Origin of the sequence: Streptomyces sioyaensis, from assembly GCF_004122735.1 — a bacterium.
GTDB lineage: Bacteria > Actinomycetota > Actinomycetes > Streptomycetales > Streptomycetaceae > Streptomyces > Streptomyces sioyaensis.
The window spans coordinates 24258-38911 of sequence record NZ_SDIF01000037.1 but is presented as its reverse complement, the minus strand read 5'-3'; the positions used below and the strand labels follow the sequence as shown (position 1 = coordinate 38911).

11 protein-coding genes are annotated in these 14654 nt (G+C 71.1%); 6 read left to right on the top strand and 5 right to left on the bottom strand.

All coding sequences use genetic code 11. The annotated features are described in order from the left end of the window. Positions 1 to 110 precede the first annotated feature (110 nt). From EST54_RS15470 to EST54_RS15455, 4 genes are all read right to left on the bottom strand, one after another. A complete protein-coding gene (locus EST54_RS15470) occupies positions 111 to 2228 on the bottom strand; it encodes a hypothetical protein (protein WP_167511546.1) in 2118 nt (705 codons plus the stop codon). A 216-nt stretch (positions 2229 to 2444) separates the two neighbouring features. Beyond that, positions 2445 to 2999 carry a DUF6113 family protein gene (locus EST54_RS15465; RefSeq protein WP_129248203.1) on the bottom strand — a complete coding sequence of 185 codons (555 nt, stop codon included), beginning with the start codon at positions 2997 to 2999 and terminating at the stop codon, positions 2445 to 2447. Beyond that, the gene (mshB, locus tag EST54_RS15460; protein ID WP_129248202.1) at positions 2996 to 3991 is read right to left on the bottom strand and encodes an N-acetyl-1-D-myo-inositol-2-amino-2-deoxy-alpha-D-glucopyranoside deacetylase; all 996 of its coding nucleotides are present in this window, start codon (positions 3989 to 3991) and stop codon (positions 2996 to 2998) included. The genes EST54_RS15465 and mshB overlap by 4 nt, the downstream gene beginning before the upstream one ends. Before the next feature lie 110 nt (positions 3992 to 4101). Further along, positions 4102 to 4296: a hypothetical protein gene (locus EST54_RS15455; RefSeq protein ID WP_129248201.1), complete on the bottom strand. Its 195-nt coding sequence runs from the start codon at positions 4294 to 4296 to the stop codon at positions 4102 to 4104. Positions 4297 to 4520: 224 nt separating this feature from the next. Between EST54_RS15455 and EST54_RS15450 the strand changes: the two genes are divergently transcribed. Further along, positions 4521 to 6710 carry a S9 family peptidase gene (locus tag EST54_RS15450; RefSeq protein WP_129248200.1) on the top strand — a complete coding sequence of 730 codons (2190 nt, stop codon included), beginning with the start codon at positions 4521 to 4523 and terminating at the stop codon, positions 6708 to 6710. A gap of 55 nt (positions 6711 to 6765) precedes the next feature. Here EST54_RS15450 and EST54_RS15445 read toward each other — a convergent pair whose 3' ends face one another. Then, complete coding sequence (locus EST54_RS15445) at positions 6766 to 7869, bottom strand: hypothetical protein (protein ID WP_244942527.1); 1104 nt, start codon at positions 7867 to 7869, stop codon at positions 6766 to 6768. Between the two features lie 486 nt (positions 7870 to 8355). On the opposite strand from EST54_RS15445, the gene EST54_RS15440 reads away from it, so the two are divergent. The 5 genes from EST54_RS15440 (at position 8356) to EST54_RS15420 (ending at position 14622) form a co-directional block, all read left to right on the top strand. Next, positions 8356 to 9390 carry an ABC transporter permease gene (locus tag EST54_RS15440; RefSeq protein ID WP_129248199.1) on the top strand — a complete coding sequence of 345 codons (1035 nt, stop codon included), beginning with the start codon at positions 8356 to 8358 and terminating at the stop codon, positions 9388 to 9390. 104 nt (positions 9391 to 9494) lie between these two features. Further along, positions 9495 to 11294 carry an ABC transporter substrate-binding protein gene (locus EST54_RS15435; protein ID WP_129248198.1) on the top strand — a complete coding sequence of 600 codons (1800 nt, stop codon included), beginning with the start codon at positions 9495 to 9497 and terminating at the stop codon, positions 11292 to 11294. Positions 11295 to 11425: 131 nt separating this feature from the next. After that, positions 11426 to 12397 (top strand): ABC transporter permease, encoded by a 972-nt coding sequence (locus tag EST54_RS15430; RefSeq protein ID WP_129248197.1) that lies wholly within the window; start codon positions 11426 to 11428, stop codon positions 12395 to 12397. An 11-nt stretch (positions 12398 to 12408) separates the two neighbouring features. Then, entirely contained in the window at positions 12409 to 13470 is a 1062-nt protein-coding gene (locus EST54_RS15425; RefSeq protein ID WP_129248196.1) for an ABC transporter ATP-binding protein, read from the top strand. Positions 13471 to 13482: 12 nt separating this feature from the next. After that, the gene (locus EST54_RS15420) at positions 13483 to 14622 is read left to right on the top strand and encodes an ABC transporter ATP-binding protein (protein WP_129248195.1); all 1140 of its coding nucleotides are present in this window, start codon (positions 13483 to 13485) and stop codon (positions 14620 to 14622) included. Positions 14623 to 14654: the final 32 nt, after the last annotated feature.

Sequence of the window (14654 nt, the reverse complement as noted above, 5' to 3'; positions counted from 1 at the left end):
ACTGTGCGATGACATCTGTCATGGGGAAGGCCCCCTAGGGGACGTCCCCGGTATGAACCGTGAACGCGCCCTGGGGGCCTCCTGCCTGCGGATCCGGCGCCGCGCGGCGGTCAGTTGCCGTTGGTGGCGATGGTCTGGACCCGGTCGGACGGGGTGGTGCCGAGCAGTGCCCGGCCGACCGCGCTCGCCACTTCCTCGACGCTGACCGGGTGCTTGGAGCCGTCCCCCTTGGTCACCAGCACGCCGTTGAAGGTGTCGCCGTAGAGCGCCTTGAGCGCCGGACGGTCGTAATACGGCACCAGCGCACCGTTGACGATCTTGAACGACAGGAACTTCGGGATGGACTTCTGCGGGCTGAAGGAGACCGTGTGCGCCGCGTCCGTACGGACCGTCACCAGGCCGGACATCGCGGGCTCGGCGAACTGCTTCAGCGCCTTGTCCACCGCGGCCTTGCTCACCTGCGGCTGCTGGGTGGCGGCGGCCAGCACCACCGGGGCGTCGCTGCCGGTCGTGGCGCGGCGGCGGTAGGCGTCGGCGACCTTCTTCTCGGACGCCTTCACATCGATGGCCTTGTGCGACCGTCCGTAGTGCGGCACCGCCTTGCCGTTCTCGAAGGTGATCCCGCCGTCCGCGATGGCACCTCCGGGTCCGGCGGCGTTCTCCAGCGCGATCTGGAGCTTCTCGTCGTCGACGAGCACCGCCGGCTCGGCCGTGCGGCTCACGCCGAACAGCGAGCCGATGACGGAGACGGGGTTGTAGTCCCGGCCGGCCGCCCTGCGGACCGTGGCCTGCGGGTCGATGTCCAGGCCCGCCTTGGCGGGCTGGAGGGTCTCGGACTTGCCGTCGACGGTGAGCTTGAGGGGCTGGCTGCGGACGTCCTTGAGCTCCGCCTCCAGCTTCTTCACGGCGTCTTCCTTGCTGGAGCCGCCGATGTCCACACCGAGCGCGGTGGTGCCGTTGGGCACGTCGGCATGGTCGAGCAGCAGCCCCGCGCCGTAGGCGACGCCGGCCAGGACCACGACGGCCACCCCCAGGAGAACGAGCTTGTTACGGCCGTTCTTGGGCGGGTTGATCGGCTCGGGGATCTTGGGCCGCGGCTTGGGGGCGGCGCTGTCGCCCTCACCGGCCGGGCCGGCCGGGAACGGCGACGGGGACGACGGGCCGTCCGCGCCGGGGGTCTTCGGGATGCCGCTGACCAGCGTGTCGCCGGACACCCGGTCGTGGCCGCCGGCCGGTCCGCTCTGCGGCCCGCTCGTCCCCCGGCTGCCCTTCGGGCCGCCGGGCAGTCCGCCCGCGATCCCGCCGCCGGCTCCGAGGCCGCTGCCCGGCCCGGCGAGCGGCGCCGGCGGCTGCGGGGTGAGCTCGGCGGTGTCGTCGATCCGGGGCGTGCCGCCGGTGCCGGAGTCGCTGAAGCCGGGCGGGAGGTTGAGCGCGGAACTGCCGCGCGCCGGCCCGGTCGTCGGTCCACTGGGGCCGGCCCCCGGGGTGTCGAACGGGCTGTGGTCGCGGGCGGGCCCCGCGGCGGCGTCGAACGGCGACGGGCCGCCGGCCGCACCGTCAAAGGGCGACGGGCCGCCGTCGAACGGCGAACCGCCGTCGGTACGGGCACCGCTGTCGAACGGCGACGCGCCCTCCCGCGGGCCCGGGCGGTCCTGCGGGGCCGGGCTGTCGGAGAAGTACGGCAGGTCGGGGCGCTGCTGCGGCGTGGCGCCCGAGGTGCCCCGCGGCGGGGTCGCACCGCCCGGGGCGGGCGGCGCCGGGTGCGAGCCGGTGGTCGAGGACTGCGGGCCGGCGCCGGCCTGCGGCTTGCGCGGCGCGAACCAGTCGCTGGTCTTCTCGGGCCGGCCGGCCGCGGGGGCCTCCTCCGCCGGAGCCTCGGGCCGCGGCGTGTTCGCCGTACGCTCCGCGTTCCGCTCGCCGCCTGGGCGCGACGTTCCCCGGGAACCGGCGGAACCGCCGGATCCAGCCGATCCGTTCATGCCGGACTCCTCACCGACGGGCTTGCGCACGACGACCGGCGGGATGGGGCGCGACCCCGGAATGTTGATCTTGATCCGCGTCGTCAGCGTGGTCTCGGTTTTGGGCTCCTCCGGCCGCGCCGCGGCACCGGGCGCCGGCGCCTCGTCGGCATCTCCCCTGGGCGAGCCGTACGGCGGCGTCCCTGACGGGTACGCGGCTCCGCCACGGCCCTGGGGGCCGGAGGACGAACTGTCAGATTCACGACTCAAAGCAGGTTCTCCCGGTTGGCTCCGCCGCTCGTCAGAGATGTTTCCCGGCCCACAGGCCGGGAGGTGCCCCCAGGGCGGCGCGACGGCGCGCACCACCATACTGTCCGCCGCGGGCGGGCACCCGGGGAGCGTACGAACACCGCCGCCATGGGCGAACCCCCGGTACCCGGTCCGTTCACCCCGACCCGCGCGGCATCCGCCCCGGTATGCACCACGTCATCCGCCAACTCGGCCGTACCGGACGCCCGCCACACGCATCTGGGCAGCGGTGGCACAGATCACAGCGACCAGGATGCCGCCCAGCAGGAAGATGTACGAACCGAGCCCGGCACCGAAGAGGAAGTCCCCTTCCGGCCGGACATCGCCGAGCAGGAGGAACACGGTCACCAGCCAGGCCGCGCCGGGTACCAGCACGCCCGCGGGGGTGCCGGTCGCGCGGCCGCCCCCGTAGAAGAGGCCGCCGACACCGGCGAGCGCCAGCAGCAACCCGCCGGGGAACCACGCCGCTTGCACCAGCGTCCCGGCGAACGCGACCAGTACGCCGGTGACCAGCAGCAGCACATAGGTGCCGGCCCGGCCCCCGGTGAGCGGGGGGACACCGGCGTCCGCCACCGGCGGCCCGACCGCGGACGCGCCCGAGCCCGCCCTGGACCGCTGCCCCTTGCCGGCGCCCGCCGCGCCGCTCTCCTTGCCGGCGGCCCCTCCGTTCTTCTTGCCGGCGGCTCCGCCCTTCCCCTTGTCGGCGGCTCCGCCGCCCATGGATGTGCTCATTCCGCCGCCTCCTCGATCCGGGTGCTCTCCTGCGTCCCCACCGTGTCACCGATGCCGGCGAAGAGGTCGTCCTCGCGTACGCCGTCCGCCGCGCCCGGCACGCCGTGCACCAGCCGATAGTGCTCGGTGGCGAACAGCGGCTGGCCCAGGTCGTTGGAGAGCGCGAAGAACGGTCCGTCGACCGCGATCTGGGTGTAGTGCGCGCGCATCGCCGCGGTTTTGGCCTCCGCGGCGGCGCGGCCGCCGGTGACGGACGCCGTGACCTCGGCATCCGGCACCACTCCGGGCACGTCGTCGGGGGAGGCGATGCCGGGGAAGGTGTGGCCGGCCGCGCGCAGCCGCGCGAAGCCCTCCTCGACCGCGGAGCGGGGGTTGCAGTTCCAGTAGATCTTCCCGATCGCGTGGGAACCGCCCAGCTCGGGCCGGAAGTCCGCGGCCGCGGCGAGCTCGGCGCCACGCATCGCCACACGGTGCGCCTGGATGTGGTCGGGGTGGCCGTATCCCCCCTGCGGGTCGTACGTGACCATGACCTGCGGCCGGACCTCGCGGATCACGGCGACCAGCTCGGCGGCCGCCTCGTCGAGCGGGGCCTGCCAGAAACAGTCGGGCCGCTCGTTCTGCGGGGCGCCCATCATGCCGGAGTCGCGGTAGCGGCCGGGACCGCCGAGGAAGCGGTGGTCCGTGACGCCCAGGGCCGCCATCGCGGCGGCCAGCTCGCGGCCGCGGTACGGGCCGAGGGCGTCGTCGCGGTCCGGCGCGAGGTGGGCGAGTTCGGGCGGGATGACCTCGCCCTCCTCGCCGCGGGTACAGGTCACCAGGGTGACCTGGGCGCCCTCGGCCGCGTACGTGGCCATGGTCACGCCATTGTTGATCGACTCGTCGTCGGGGTGCGCGTGCACCAGCAGCAGCCGGCGCGACGGGACGGGGCGCGGGGCGGGCGCCGTGCCGGAAGGTGCGGACGGCGGCGTGAAGGAGGCGGGCCGGTCGGTCATGCCGACAGCCTACGAGCCGCCCGGCCCGCACCCCGCAGCCGAGCCCGGCCGCCGCCCGTGCGCCCCGCCCGAGGGCGGACGCAGGACGGACGGGCCGGGCCCGGAACGCGTCAGAACTTGATGTTGCCGAGCATGCCGGCGACGTTCGTCGTCAGCTGCTTGATCGTCGGGGCGATGGACGAGCCGGCGAGATAGAAGCCCAGCAGCATGCAGACGAACGCATGCGCGGCCTTCAGTCCGGACTTCTTGACAAGCAAGAAGACGATGATCGCCAGCAGCACCACCGCCGAAATCGAGAGTGCCACGGCGGCTCACCTCCAAGTACTCGTGGTCCGGACAGGGTTGATGGTGCCCGAGCCGCCTGCGCGGCACGCACACCGGGGTATGCCAAAGGCTCTTTACCCCGAACCCACTACGCGCAAGGGATCATAACTTTCCGTGCTAGCGCATAAATCGGAGCACGGAAGCAGAGCGGGGGCGCACATGATCTTCACGAACGCGACCGCGGTGAGCCCGTAGGCTCGACACCATGACCGGACAGCCTTCGTTCCCGCGGCAATACGCCCGTACGCAGCGCTTCACTCTGGGTGCACCGCGCAGCTATGCGCTCTCCCCCGACGGTGCCCGCGTCGTCTTCCTCCGCTCCCCTTCGGGCACCGATCGACGACAGCATTTGTGGGTCCTCGACCTGGAGCAGGGGCGGGAGTTCACGGCCGCCGACCCCGAGGCCCTCCTGGCCGGCGCGGAAGAGCAGCTTCCGCCGCAGGAGCGGGCCCGCCGCGAGCGCAGCCGGGAGAGCTCGGCGGGCATCGTCGGCTACGCCACGGACTCCGCGGTGGAATTGGCCGCTTTCCCCCTTTCCGGCCGGCTGTTCGTCTCCGAGCTGCGGGCCGGCACCACCCGTGAACTCCCGGTCCAGGGGCCGGTGGTGGACCCCCGCCCATCGCCGGACGGCCGCCAGGTGGCCTTCGTGGCGGACGGCCGGCTGCGGGTGGTCGCGGTGGACTCCACCACGACCTCGGACGCGGGCGACGCGGATCCCGCGGCCGCCGGGCAGGCCGACCGGGTGCTGGCGGAGCCCGACGGGCCCGAGGTGACCTGGGGGCTCGCGGAGTTCATCGCGGCCGAGGAGATGGGCCGCTACCGGGGCTTCTGGTGGTCCCCGGACAGCGACGCGGTGCTGGCCGCGCGGGTCGACGAGGCGCCGGTGCAGCGCTGGTGGATCTCCGACCCCGCCCATCCGGACCAGGAGCCCGCCCGGATCGCGTACCCGGCGGCGGGTACCCGCAACGCCGAGGTCACCCTCGCGCTCTTCGGGCTGGACGGCTCGCGCACGGACGTCGTCTGGGACACCGAGCGCTACCCCTACCTCGCGCGCGTCCACTGGTCCGCGGCCGGGCCGCCGCTGCTGCTCGTCCAGGCCCGCGACCAGCGCGACCAGCGCTATCTGACCGTCGACACCACGACCGGCGCGACCCGCACGGTGCACGACGACGAGGACGCGGCATGGGTCGAGCCGTTCCCCGGGGTGCCGGCCTGGACCCCGGACGGCCGGCTGGTGCGGATCGCCGACGAGGGCGGCGCACGCAAGCTGTTCGTCGGCGCCCGCCCGCTGACCGGGGCACCGCTGCACGTCCGGGCCGTCCTGGACATCGGCGAGGACGACGTCCTCTTCTCCGCGAGCGGCGCCGACATGCACGACATCGGGGTCTATCGCGCCTGGTTCCGCGGCAGCGGTGACCAGGGCGGCTGGGAGCGGGTGGGCGAGCGGCCGTATCCGACGGTGTCCTCCGCGGTGCGCGGCGGCGCGCTGACCGTGCTGTCCCAGACGTCGCTGGAGTGGCCCGGCACCCGGGCGGAGGTGGTGCGGCTGGATCCGGACGGCGGGGAGAAGACCCTCGCCACGATCGGCTCGTGCGCCGAGGAGCCGGTGCTGACCGCCCGCCCCCGCCTGGTCCGGGCCGGGGAGCGGGAGATTCCGTGCGCGGTGCTGCTGCCCGCCGGATATACGGACGACGACGGTCCGCTGCCGGTGCTGATGGATCCGTACGGCGGTCCGCACGGCCAGCGGGTGGTGGCCTCGCACCATGCCCATCTGACCTCGCAGTGGTTCGCCGACCAGGGTTTCGCGGTGATCGTCGCGGACGGCCGGGGCACCCCGGGCCGCTCCCCCGCATGGGAGAAGGCGATGTTCCGCGACGTCGCCGGCGTCGCGCTGGACGACCAGATCCACGCCCTGCACGCGCTGGCCGGATCCTTTCCCCTCGACCTGTCGCGGGTGGCGATCCGCGGCTGGTCCTTCGGCGGCTACCTCGCGGGGCTGGCGGCGCTGCGCCGCCCCGATGTCTTCCATGCGGCGGTGGTGGGTGCGCCGGTGTCCGACCTGCGGCTGTACGACACCCACTACCAGGAGCGGTATCTGGGCCACCCGGACGAGGAACCGGCGGTCTACGCCGCGAACTCGCTGGTCACGGACGAGGGGCTGTCCGGAGCGGTGGAGCCGCACCGTCCCCTGCTGCTGGTGCACGGCCTCGCGGACGACAACGTCGTCGTGGCGCATGCGCTGCGGCTGTCCGCGGCGCTGCTGGCCGCGGGCCGCCCGCACGAGATGCTGCCGCTGACCGGGGTGACCCATATGGCCTCGCAGGAGCAGGTGGCCGAAAACCTGCTGCTGCTCCAAGTCGACTTCCTCAAGCGGTCGTTGGGGATGCCCGCCTGACGCGCCACGGCCCCCGCCGTACCCCCGGGGACACGGCGGGACGGCGGAATGCGCTCTACCAGCCGGGCGGCAGCGTGGACGGCGGGGGCGGGGCGTGCGGCGGCCGCTCCTCGTCCGGGGCCATGCCGTAGGCCCGCACGGCGTCGAGGTCCCGGGAGGTGTCCGGCAGGCCGGGCCGGGCCGCCGCGAGCAGTACGACGAGGGCGGCGGCCGCCACGAACACGGCGGTGCCCGCCTCCAGTTGGGTGTGCACGGGCAGCGCGGCCAGGCGGCCGAACTCCCCGGCCCGGGCGGTATGGACGAGCGCCACGGCCCCGTGCGCCAGCAGCAGCGCCGCGGCCGTCAGCGCGGCGGGCCGGCCGACGGCCGCACGGCGCAGTGCGGCGGCCGCGGCCCCCAGGGCCAGGACGGCCAGCGCGGCCCCCTGCCAGTGCACCGGGGGCTGCAACAGGGCCCGGAAGACGGAGGCGTCGCCCAGCAGCCCCTTGCGGTAGAGGTACCAGCCGAGCTGCTGCCGCCAGTGGATCTCCCAGCCGGCGAGGGTGAGGCCGGCGGCCCCCAGGAGGACGCCGGCAGTGACGGCCGGCCCCCGGTACGGGCTGCCGGGGCGCCCGGGCCCGACTACGGACGGCACCGCACGGACCACGCCGTACACCGGCGCCGCCCCCGCCGCGTGCCGGCCCGGCCTGCCGGGCGGCCGCCGCCGGCCCGTCGCGACCACCACGAACAGTGCCGCCGCCAGGGCGAGTTGGGCGAGGACGGTGATCCGTGCCCACCCGGTGAGCCCGCCGTCCAGTCCCTGGAGCCAGTCCGCGCCCAGCACCCACACCAGCGGGATCCGCAGCAGCGCGACGGCGGCCGCCAGGGACAGCAGGGCGCCCGCGGCGACGGACGAGGCGACGGCGCTGCGCACCTGGGCCACCGCGGCGGCGAGCGCGCCGAGCACCAGCAGCGGGTCGAGCGCCGAGGTGGCCCAGGCGGTGAACTCCCGTGGCCTGCGGGTCTCGCCGAGCCAGGCCCACCACACATCCGCGCGGTGCTCGGCGACGACCAGGTCCCGGATGATCCAGCCCGCGGCGAGCAGCGCGAGCAGCAGGCAGATCACGGCGCCGGCTCCGCGCGCACCGCGGGTGAGAACGCTGTCCCGCACTGTGGACACGGCCTGCCCCCTGTCCACGTCGTTGTCCTCGGTTCGTTCCCGGCACCCCCGTTCCGGCGGCACCTACCGCAGGTCTACTGCAGTCTCGGCGCCGGGACAACTGACCCGAATGGAGCAACGGACGAAAACGGCACACGACGACCGGCCGGGGTGCCCACCTGGCATCCCGGCCGGTCTACGGCACCCGCACGGCCGTACGTTGTTCATCATGGCGCGTCCGTATATCGGAGTTGCGACGGGGAAGTTGCCAGCATGTTAAAGCGGTTCGTACCGATATGTCCGCCCATGCCGCATATCCCGCCCACTTGTCAAGCACGCCCGGGCGTCGATATGCGCAATCTTCGCTCAAGAAGCAGACGACCTGCGCATGAGCGCACGCGATCCCCTTGACTCCGCCGTAAATAACTTGCGAAAGTCCGCTCATCCAGCGGTGCGAATCGGTGCCGCTTCACGTTCCAAGAGAACTCGGCGCGGGGGCACTTCGCGATGACTAGTCCATCCCAGACCGCGGCTGCACAGTCCGACACCCCAGGACTTGAGCCCCAAGGTCTGAAGAAGGAAAAGAAGAGCAAGGGCGGTGAGCTCGTCGGCCGATCCCCCGGCCAATTGATGTGGATGCGCTTCAAGCGCGACCGCACGGGCGTCATCTGCGCGATCGTCGTGCTGGCCTTCTTCGTCATCGCGGCGCTGGCCCCGGTGATCGGTTCGCTGTACGGCAAGGACCCGTACACGCTCTACGGGAACAACGACCCCAACCTCCTCGACGAGTTCGGCTACCCCGCGGGCGCCAACGGCGGCATCTCCCCCGAGCACTGGTTCGGCGTCGAACCGTCCCTGGGCCGCGATGTGTTCATGCAGTTGGTCTACGGGATGCGGATGTCGCTGGGCATCTCCGTGGCGGTGACCCTGCTGACCGTGGTCACCGGCATCCTCATCGGCGTCACGGCCGGATACGTCGGCGGCCGGACCGACTACTTCCTCAGCCGGGTGATCGACTTCCTGCTGGCGTTCCCCAGCCAGCTGACGTTCGTGGCGTTCATGCCGGTCGTGGTGGCCCTCTTCGTGCCGCCGGGCGATGAGACGCCCACGTACGTGCGGGTCTGCGCCCTGGTCATCGTGCAGTGGTTCCTCGGCTGGATGGGTCTGGCGCGACTGCTGCGCGGCCAGGTGCTGTCCCTGCGCGAGCGGGAGTTCGTCGAGGCGGCCAAGATCACCGGTGCCTCGCCCTGGCGGATCATCCGCAAGGAGCTGCTGCCGAACGTGGTCACCCCGGTCCTGGTGCAGAGCACCTACATGCTGCCCCTCTTCGTGACCTCCGAGGCGGGCCTGTCCTTCCTGGGTGTCGGCATCGTGGAGCCGACCCCCGACTGGGGCCGGCTGTTCCAGGCGGGCGCCCGGTACTACGAGAACGACCCCACCTTCTTGCTCTTCCCCGCCGTAGCCATGCTGATCTTCGTGCTCTGCTTCAACCTCCTCGGAGACTCGGTACGCGACGCCTTCGATCCCAAGTCCGGGCGCTGATCGTCCACTTGAAGGGGGGCTTGCTGTCACCCCTGCCGGGTCTGCCCGGGATGCGTCAGACAGCACATCTCGTCACCAACTGACAGGCAGGTGCTTGGAATCCCATGAACGCACTTTCTACGCGCAGAGCACGCGCGGCGATAGTGGCCCTCGCGGCCGGCTCGCTCGCGCTCACCGGTTGCAGCGGCGGCAGCGGCTCCAACCAGGACAAGTCGCAGACCGACAAGGACGCCGCGGCCCAGGCGAAGGCGATCCCGATGGGTACCGCCGCCGATTCCACCGGCCCCGCGGTCGCCGTCAAGGGCGCCCACGCCGGTGGCACCATCCGCGTCTACCAGCGTGACAGCTACAACCACCTGGACCCGGGCCAGATGTACGTCAGCGACATGAAGGCGCTGTCGCAGCTGATCTTCCGCGGCCTGACCAGCTTCAAGCAGGACGACAAGGGCAACGCCAAGGTCGTGGGCGACCTCGCCACCGACGCCGGCCAGATGTCCGACGGCGGCAAGACCTGGAAGTACACGCTCAAGGACGGCATCAAGTTCGAGGACGGCACGCCGATCACCTCGAAGGACATCCGCCACAGCATCGAGCGGCTGTACTCCAAGTTCATCACCGACGGTCCGACCTACATCCAGACCTGGCTGTCCGGCGCCGGCACCGCGTACCGCAAGGCGCTGCCGGACGGTCCGTACAAGGGCGACCACCTGCCCAAGAACGTGCTGGACACCCCGGACGCGAAGACCATCATCTTCCACTTCAAGGAGCCGAACTCGCAGCTGCCGTACGCGCTGACGATGCCCGGCTACAGCGCGGTGCCGGACAGCGCGAAGGACACCAAGGACGCCTACGACGTCGCCCCGGTGTGCTCCGGCCCGTACAAGATCGCCTCGTTCAAGTCCGGCAAGGCCATGCAGCTGGTCCGGAACAAGAACTGGGACCCGAAGACGGACCCGATGCGCCACCAGTACCCCGACGGGTACAACATCACCTTCAACCACCAGGCCTCGGACTCCACCAAGCGCCTGATGGCCGACCAGGGTGAGGCCAAGAACGCGATCAGCTTCACCAACTCGGTCGACCCGACGCTGACCAAGAACGTGCTGGACAACGCCAGCGCCAGCAAGCGCCTGGTCCAGGGCTACCAGCCCTACGTGTGGCAGATGAACTTCAACATGGACCGCCTCAAGGACAAGAAGATCCGCGACGCGATCACCTACGCCCTGCCGAACCAGCAGATCGTCCGGGTCAACGGCGGCAGCTACGGCGGCGAGATCGCGGGCGGTCTGCTCGCCCCGACCGTCGCGGGCTACAAGAAGGGCTACGACCCCTACGGCAAGCTCTCGCACCCCAACGGTGAGCCGGAGAAGGCCAAGAAGCTCCTCAAGGAGGCCGGCAAGACGGGCATGAAGCTCGTCTACGCCTACTCCAACACCGAGGCGCGCCAGAAGGAAGCCGTCGTCATCGAGGACGCGCTGACCAAGGCCGGCTTCAACGTGCAGAAGAAGGAGGTCGACGCCGCCTCCTGGTACGAGCAGATGGGCAAGGTCAAGAACGGCTTCGACATCTACATGACCGGCTGGGGCCAGGACTGGCCGGACGCCTCGACCGTCATCCCGCCGTCCTACGACGGCACCACCATCCAGGACGGCGCGTCGAACTACTCGCACGTCAACGACAAGCACGTGAACTCCGAGATCGCCCGCATCACGAAGATCACGGACGTCGCCAAGGCCACCGCCGAGTGGCAGAAGCTGCACCAGTACATCGTGGAGAAGGTCAACCCGGCCGCGCCGGTCTTCTACACCAAGGTGCTCCAGCTCTACGGCTCGAACGTCGGCGGCACCCGCTACAACCTGGACGTCAGCTACGTCGACCCGAACCAGCTGTTCCTCAAGAAGTGACGAGAGCGCACCACCTCGTCTGACGAAGGCACTCCGGAGAGCGCGCACACGGCGGAACGCGCGCCCTCCGGGGCCTTCCCAGCCACCCCTCACACCCACTGCCGCCGCCGTCCTGAGAGCAGCGAACTGCCATGCTTCAATTCCTACTTCGCCGGACGTTCGGCGCTGTTGTCATCCTTGTTCTGCTCAGTGCCTTCACCTTCTTCGTCTTCTTCGGTGCCGGTGACCCGGCCGCGATGTCCTGCGGCAAGAACTGCACCGCGGACAACATCGCGCTGATCCACCAGAACCTCGGCCTCGACAAGCCCCTGCCGACCCAGTTCTGGGACTTCATCGTCGGCATCTTCGCCGGCCGCGACTACTCCATCGGCCACTGCAGCGCCCCGTGCTTCGGCTACTCCTTCGCCACCAAGCAGGACGTCTGGTCGACCCTGATGGACCGGCTGCCCACCACCGCCTCGCTGGCCATCGGCGGCGCCGCGGTGTTCCTGACCGTGGGCCTGGGCACCGGACTGATCGCCGCCTACAAGCGCGGCTCGTTCCTGGACAAGGCGCTCACCTCGGTCTCGATGGTGCTGAGCTCGGCGCAGATCTACATCCTCGGTCCGATCGCGCTCGGTCTCTTCGTCTACAGCGGCATCATGGAGTCCCCCAAGTACGTGGACTTCACCTCGGACCCCGCCGGCTGGTTCATGGGGCTGCTGCTCCCCTGGATCGTGATGGCGACGATCTTCACCGCGCAGTACACCCGTATGTCCCGCTCGACGATGATCGAGCAGCTGCAGGAGGAACACGTCCGGACGGCCAAGGCCAAGGGCATGTCCAGCTCGTACGTCTTCCTGCGCTACGCCTGGCGCGGGTCGCTGATCCCCATCGTGACCATCCTCGGCATGGACCTGAGCTCGCTGTTCGGCGGCGCGATGATCACCGAGTTCACCTTCCAGCTGGCGGGCATCGGCCGCCTGGCGATCGACTCCGTCCTCACCCTCGATCTGCCCATGGTCATGGGCGTGCTGATCTTCAGCGCCGCCCTGATCCTGGTGTTCAACATCATCGTGGATGCGACGTACGCCTTCATCGACCCGCGCGTGCGCCTGTCCTAGGAGAGCCTGAAGTGACCACACTCACCAAGACCGAAGGCACCGAGGTGCCGTCCGGGTCCGACCCCTTCCTGTCCGTCCGCGATCTGCACGTGCGGTTCTCCACCGAGGACGGCATCGTCAAGGCGGTCGACGGTCTCTCCTTCGATCTGGAACGCGGCGAGACGCTCGGCATCGTCGGTGAATCGGGCTCCGGCAAGTCGGTGACCAACCTCGCGATCCTGGGGCTGCACAACCCGAAGGCCACCGAGATCGGCGGCGAAATCGTCCTGGACGGGGACGAGCTGACCGGGGCCCGGGAGAAGAGCCTGGAAAAGCTCCGCGGCAACAAGATGGCGATGATCTTCCAGGACGCGCTGACCGCCCTGTCGCCGTACTACACCGTCGGCCGGCAGATCGCCGAGCCGTTCATGAAGCACACCGGCGCCAGCAAGCGCGAGGGCCGGCAGCGCGCCATCGAGATGCTGACCAAGGTCGGCATCCCGCAGCCCAGCCTGCGGGTGGACGACTATCCGCACCAGTTCTCCGGCGGTATGCGCCAGCGCGCGATGATCGCCATGGCGCTGGTCTGCAACCCCCAGCTGCTGATCGCCGACGAGCCGACCACCGCCCTGGACGTCACCGTCCAGGCGCAGATCCTCGACCTGCTCAAGGACCTCCAGCAGGAGTTCGGCTCCGCGATCATCCTGATCACCCACGACCTCGGCGTGGTCGCCAACACGGCGGACAAGCTGCTGGTGATGTACGCGGGCCGGGCCGTGGAGCGGGGCTCCGTCAAGGAGATCCTCACCCAGCCCCGCCACCCGTACACCTGGGGCCTGCTCAGCTCGATGCCGCGGCTCTCCTCGGACGTCAGCGAGGCGCTGCACCCGATCCCGGGTACCCCGCCGAGCCTGCTCAACCCGCCCTCGGGCTGCGCCTTCCACCCCCGCTGCGGCTTCACGGACGAGGTCGGCGGGGCGCGGTGCACCGACGAGCGGCCGCTGCTGGAGGCGGGCCGCGCCGCCGCCTGCCATCTGAGCGCCGAGCAGAAGCAGACAATCTTCACCGAGCAGATCAAGCCCCGGCTGGGCTAGGGAGCGACCACCATGACAGACCACGTCACCCTCCCGGCGCCGCGCGACGCCGCGCCCACGCCGGGCGAGCCGCTGCTCACCGCCGAGGGCCTGACCAAGCACTTCCCCATCTACGGCGGCTTTCCGTTCAAGCGGAAGGTCGGCGCGGTGCAGGCGGTCGACGGCGTCGACCTGACCGTGCACGCGGGCGAGAGCTTCGGCCTGGTCGGTGAGTCGGGCTGCGGCAAGTCCACCACCGGACGGCTGCTCACCCGGCTGATGGAGCCGACCTCCGGCAAGGTCACCTACGCGGGCCAGGACATCACCCACGCGGGCCGCAAGGAACTGGCGCCGGTCCGCTCCGAGATCCAGATGATCTTCCAGGACCCGTACGCCTCGCTGAACCCGCGGCAGACGGTGGGCACCATCATCGGCGGCCCGATGGAGATCAACGGGATCAACCCGACCGGCGGCCGGGAGAAGCGGATCCGCGAGCTCCTGGAGACCGTGGGCCTCAACCCGGAGCACTACAACCGCTTCCCGCACGAGTTCTCCGGCGGCCAGCGCCAGCGCATCGGGGTGGCCCGGGCGCTCGCCCTGGAGCCGAAGCTGATCGTCGCCGACGAGCCGGTCTCCGCGCTCGACGTCTCCATCCAGGCGCAGGTCGTCAACCTGCTCCAGAAGCTCCAGCGCGAGCTGGGCATCGCGTTCCTGTTCATCGCCCACGACCTGGCGATCGTGCGGCACTTCAGCGAGCGGGTCGCGGTGATGTACCTCGGCAAGATCGTCGAGGTCGGCTCCCGCGACGAGATCTACCACCGGCCGCGCCACCCGTACACCCACGCGCTGCTCTCGGCGGTGCCCGAGGCCAAGCTGGTGGAGAGCGAGGAGGAGGACCGCGAGCGCATCCGCCTCGCCGGCGACGTCCCCTCCCCCGTCAACCCGCCCTCCGGCTGCCGGTTCCGTACGCGCTGCTGGAAGGCGCAGGACAAGTGCGCGACCGAGGAGCCGCCGCTGGTCCAGATCAGCGGCAACGCCGGGGGCCACCTGACGGCCTGCCACTTCCCCGAGGAGCCCACGACCGCGGCCCGGGACGAGGACATCATCCTCGACCCGGCACTGGCCGCGATCGAGGACGCCGGCCCGGCCGAGGAGTCCGGCACGACCGGCTGACCGGGCCGTCCCCCGCCGGAGCCCGCTTCCCC

Excerpts from the sequence above, each read along its gene's own strand:
- EST54_RS15465 (WP_129248203.1), bottom strand. The coding sequence starts at position 2,999 with ATGAGCACATCCATGGGCGGCGGAGCCGCCGACAAGGGGAAGGGCGGA.
- mshB (WP_129248202.1), bottom strand. The coding sequence starts at position 3,991 with ATGACCGACCGGCCCGCCTCCTTCACGCCGCCGTCCGCACCTTCCGGC.
- EST54_RS15450 (WP_129248200.1), top strand. The coding sequence starts at position 4,521 with ATGACCGGACAGCCTTCGTTCCCGCGGCAATACGCCCGTACGCAGCGC.
- EST54_RS15440 (WP_129248199.1), top strand. The coding sequence starts at position 8,356 with ATGACTAGTCCATCCCAGACCGCGGCTGCACAGTCCGACACCCCAGGA.
- EST54_RS15435 (WP_129248198.1), top strand. The coding sequence starts at position 9,495 with ATGAACGCACTTTCTACGCGCAGAGCACGCGCGGCGATAGTGGCCCTC.
- EST54_RS15430 (WP_129248197.1), top strand. The coding sequence starts at position 11,426 with ATGCTTCAATTCCTACTTCGCCGGACGTTCGGCGCTGTTGTCATCCTT.
- EST54_RS15420 (WP_129248195.1), top strand. The coding sequence starts at position 13,483 with ATGACAGACCACGTCACCCTCCCGGCGCCGCGCGACGCCGCGCCCACG.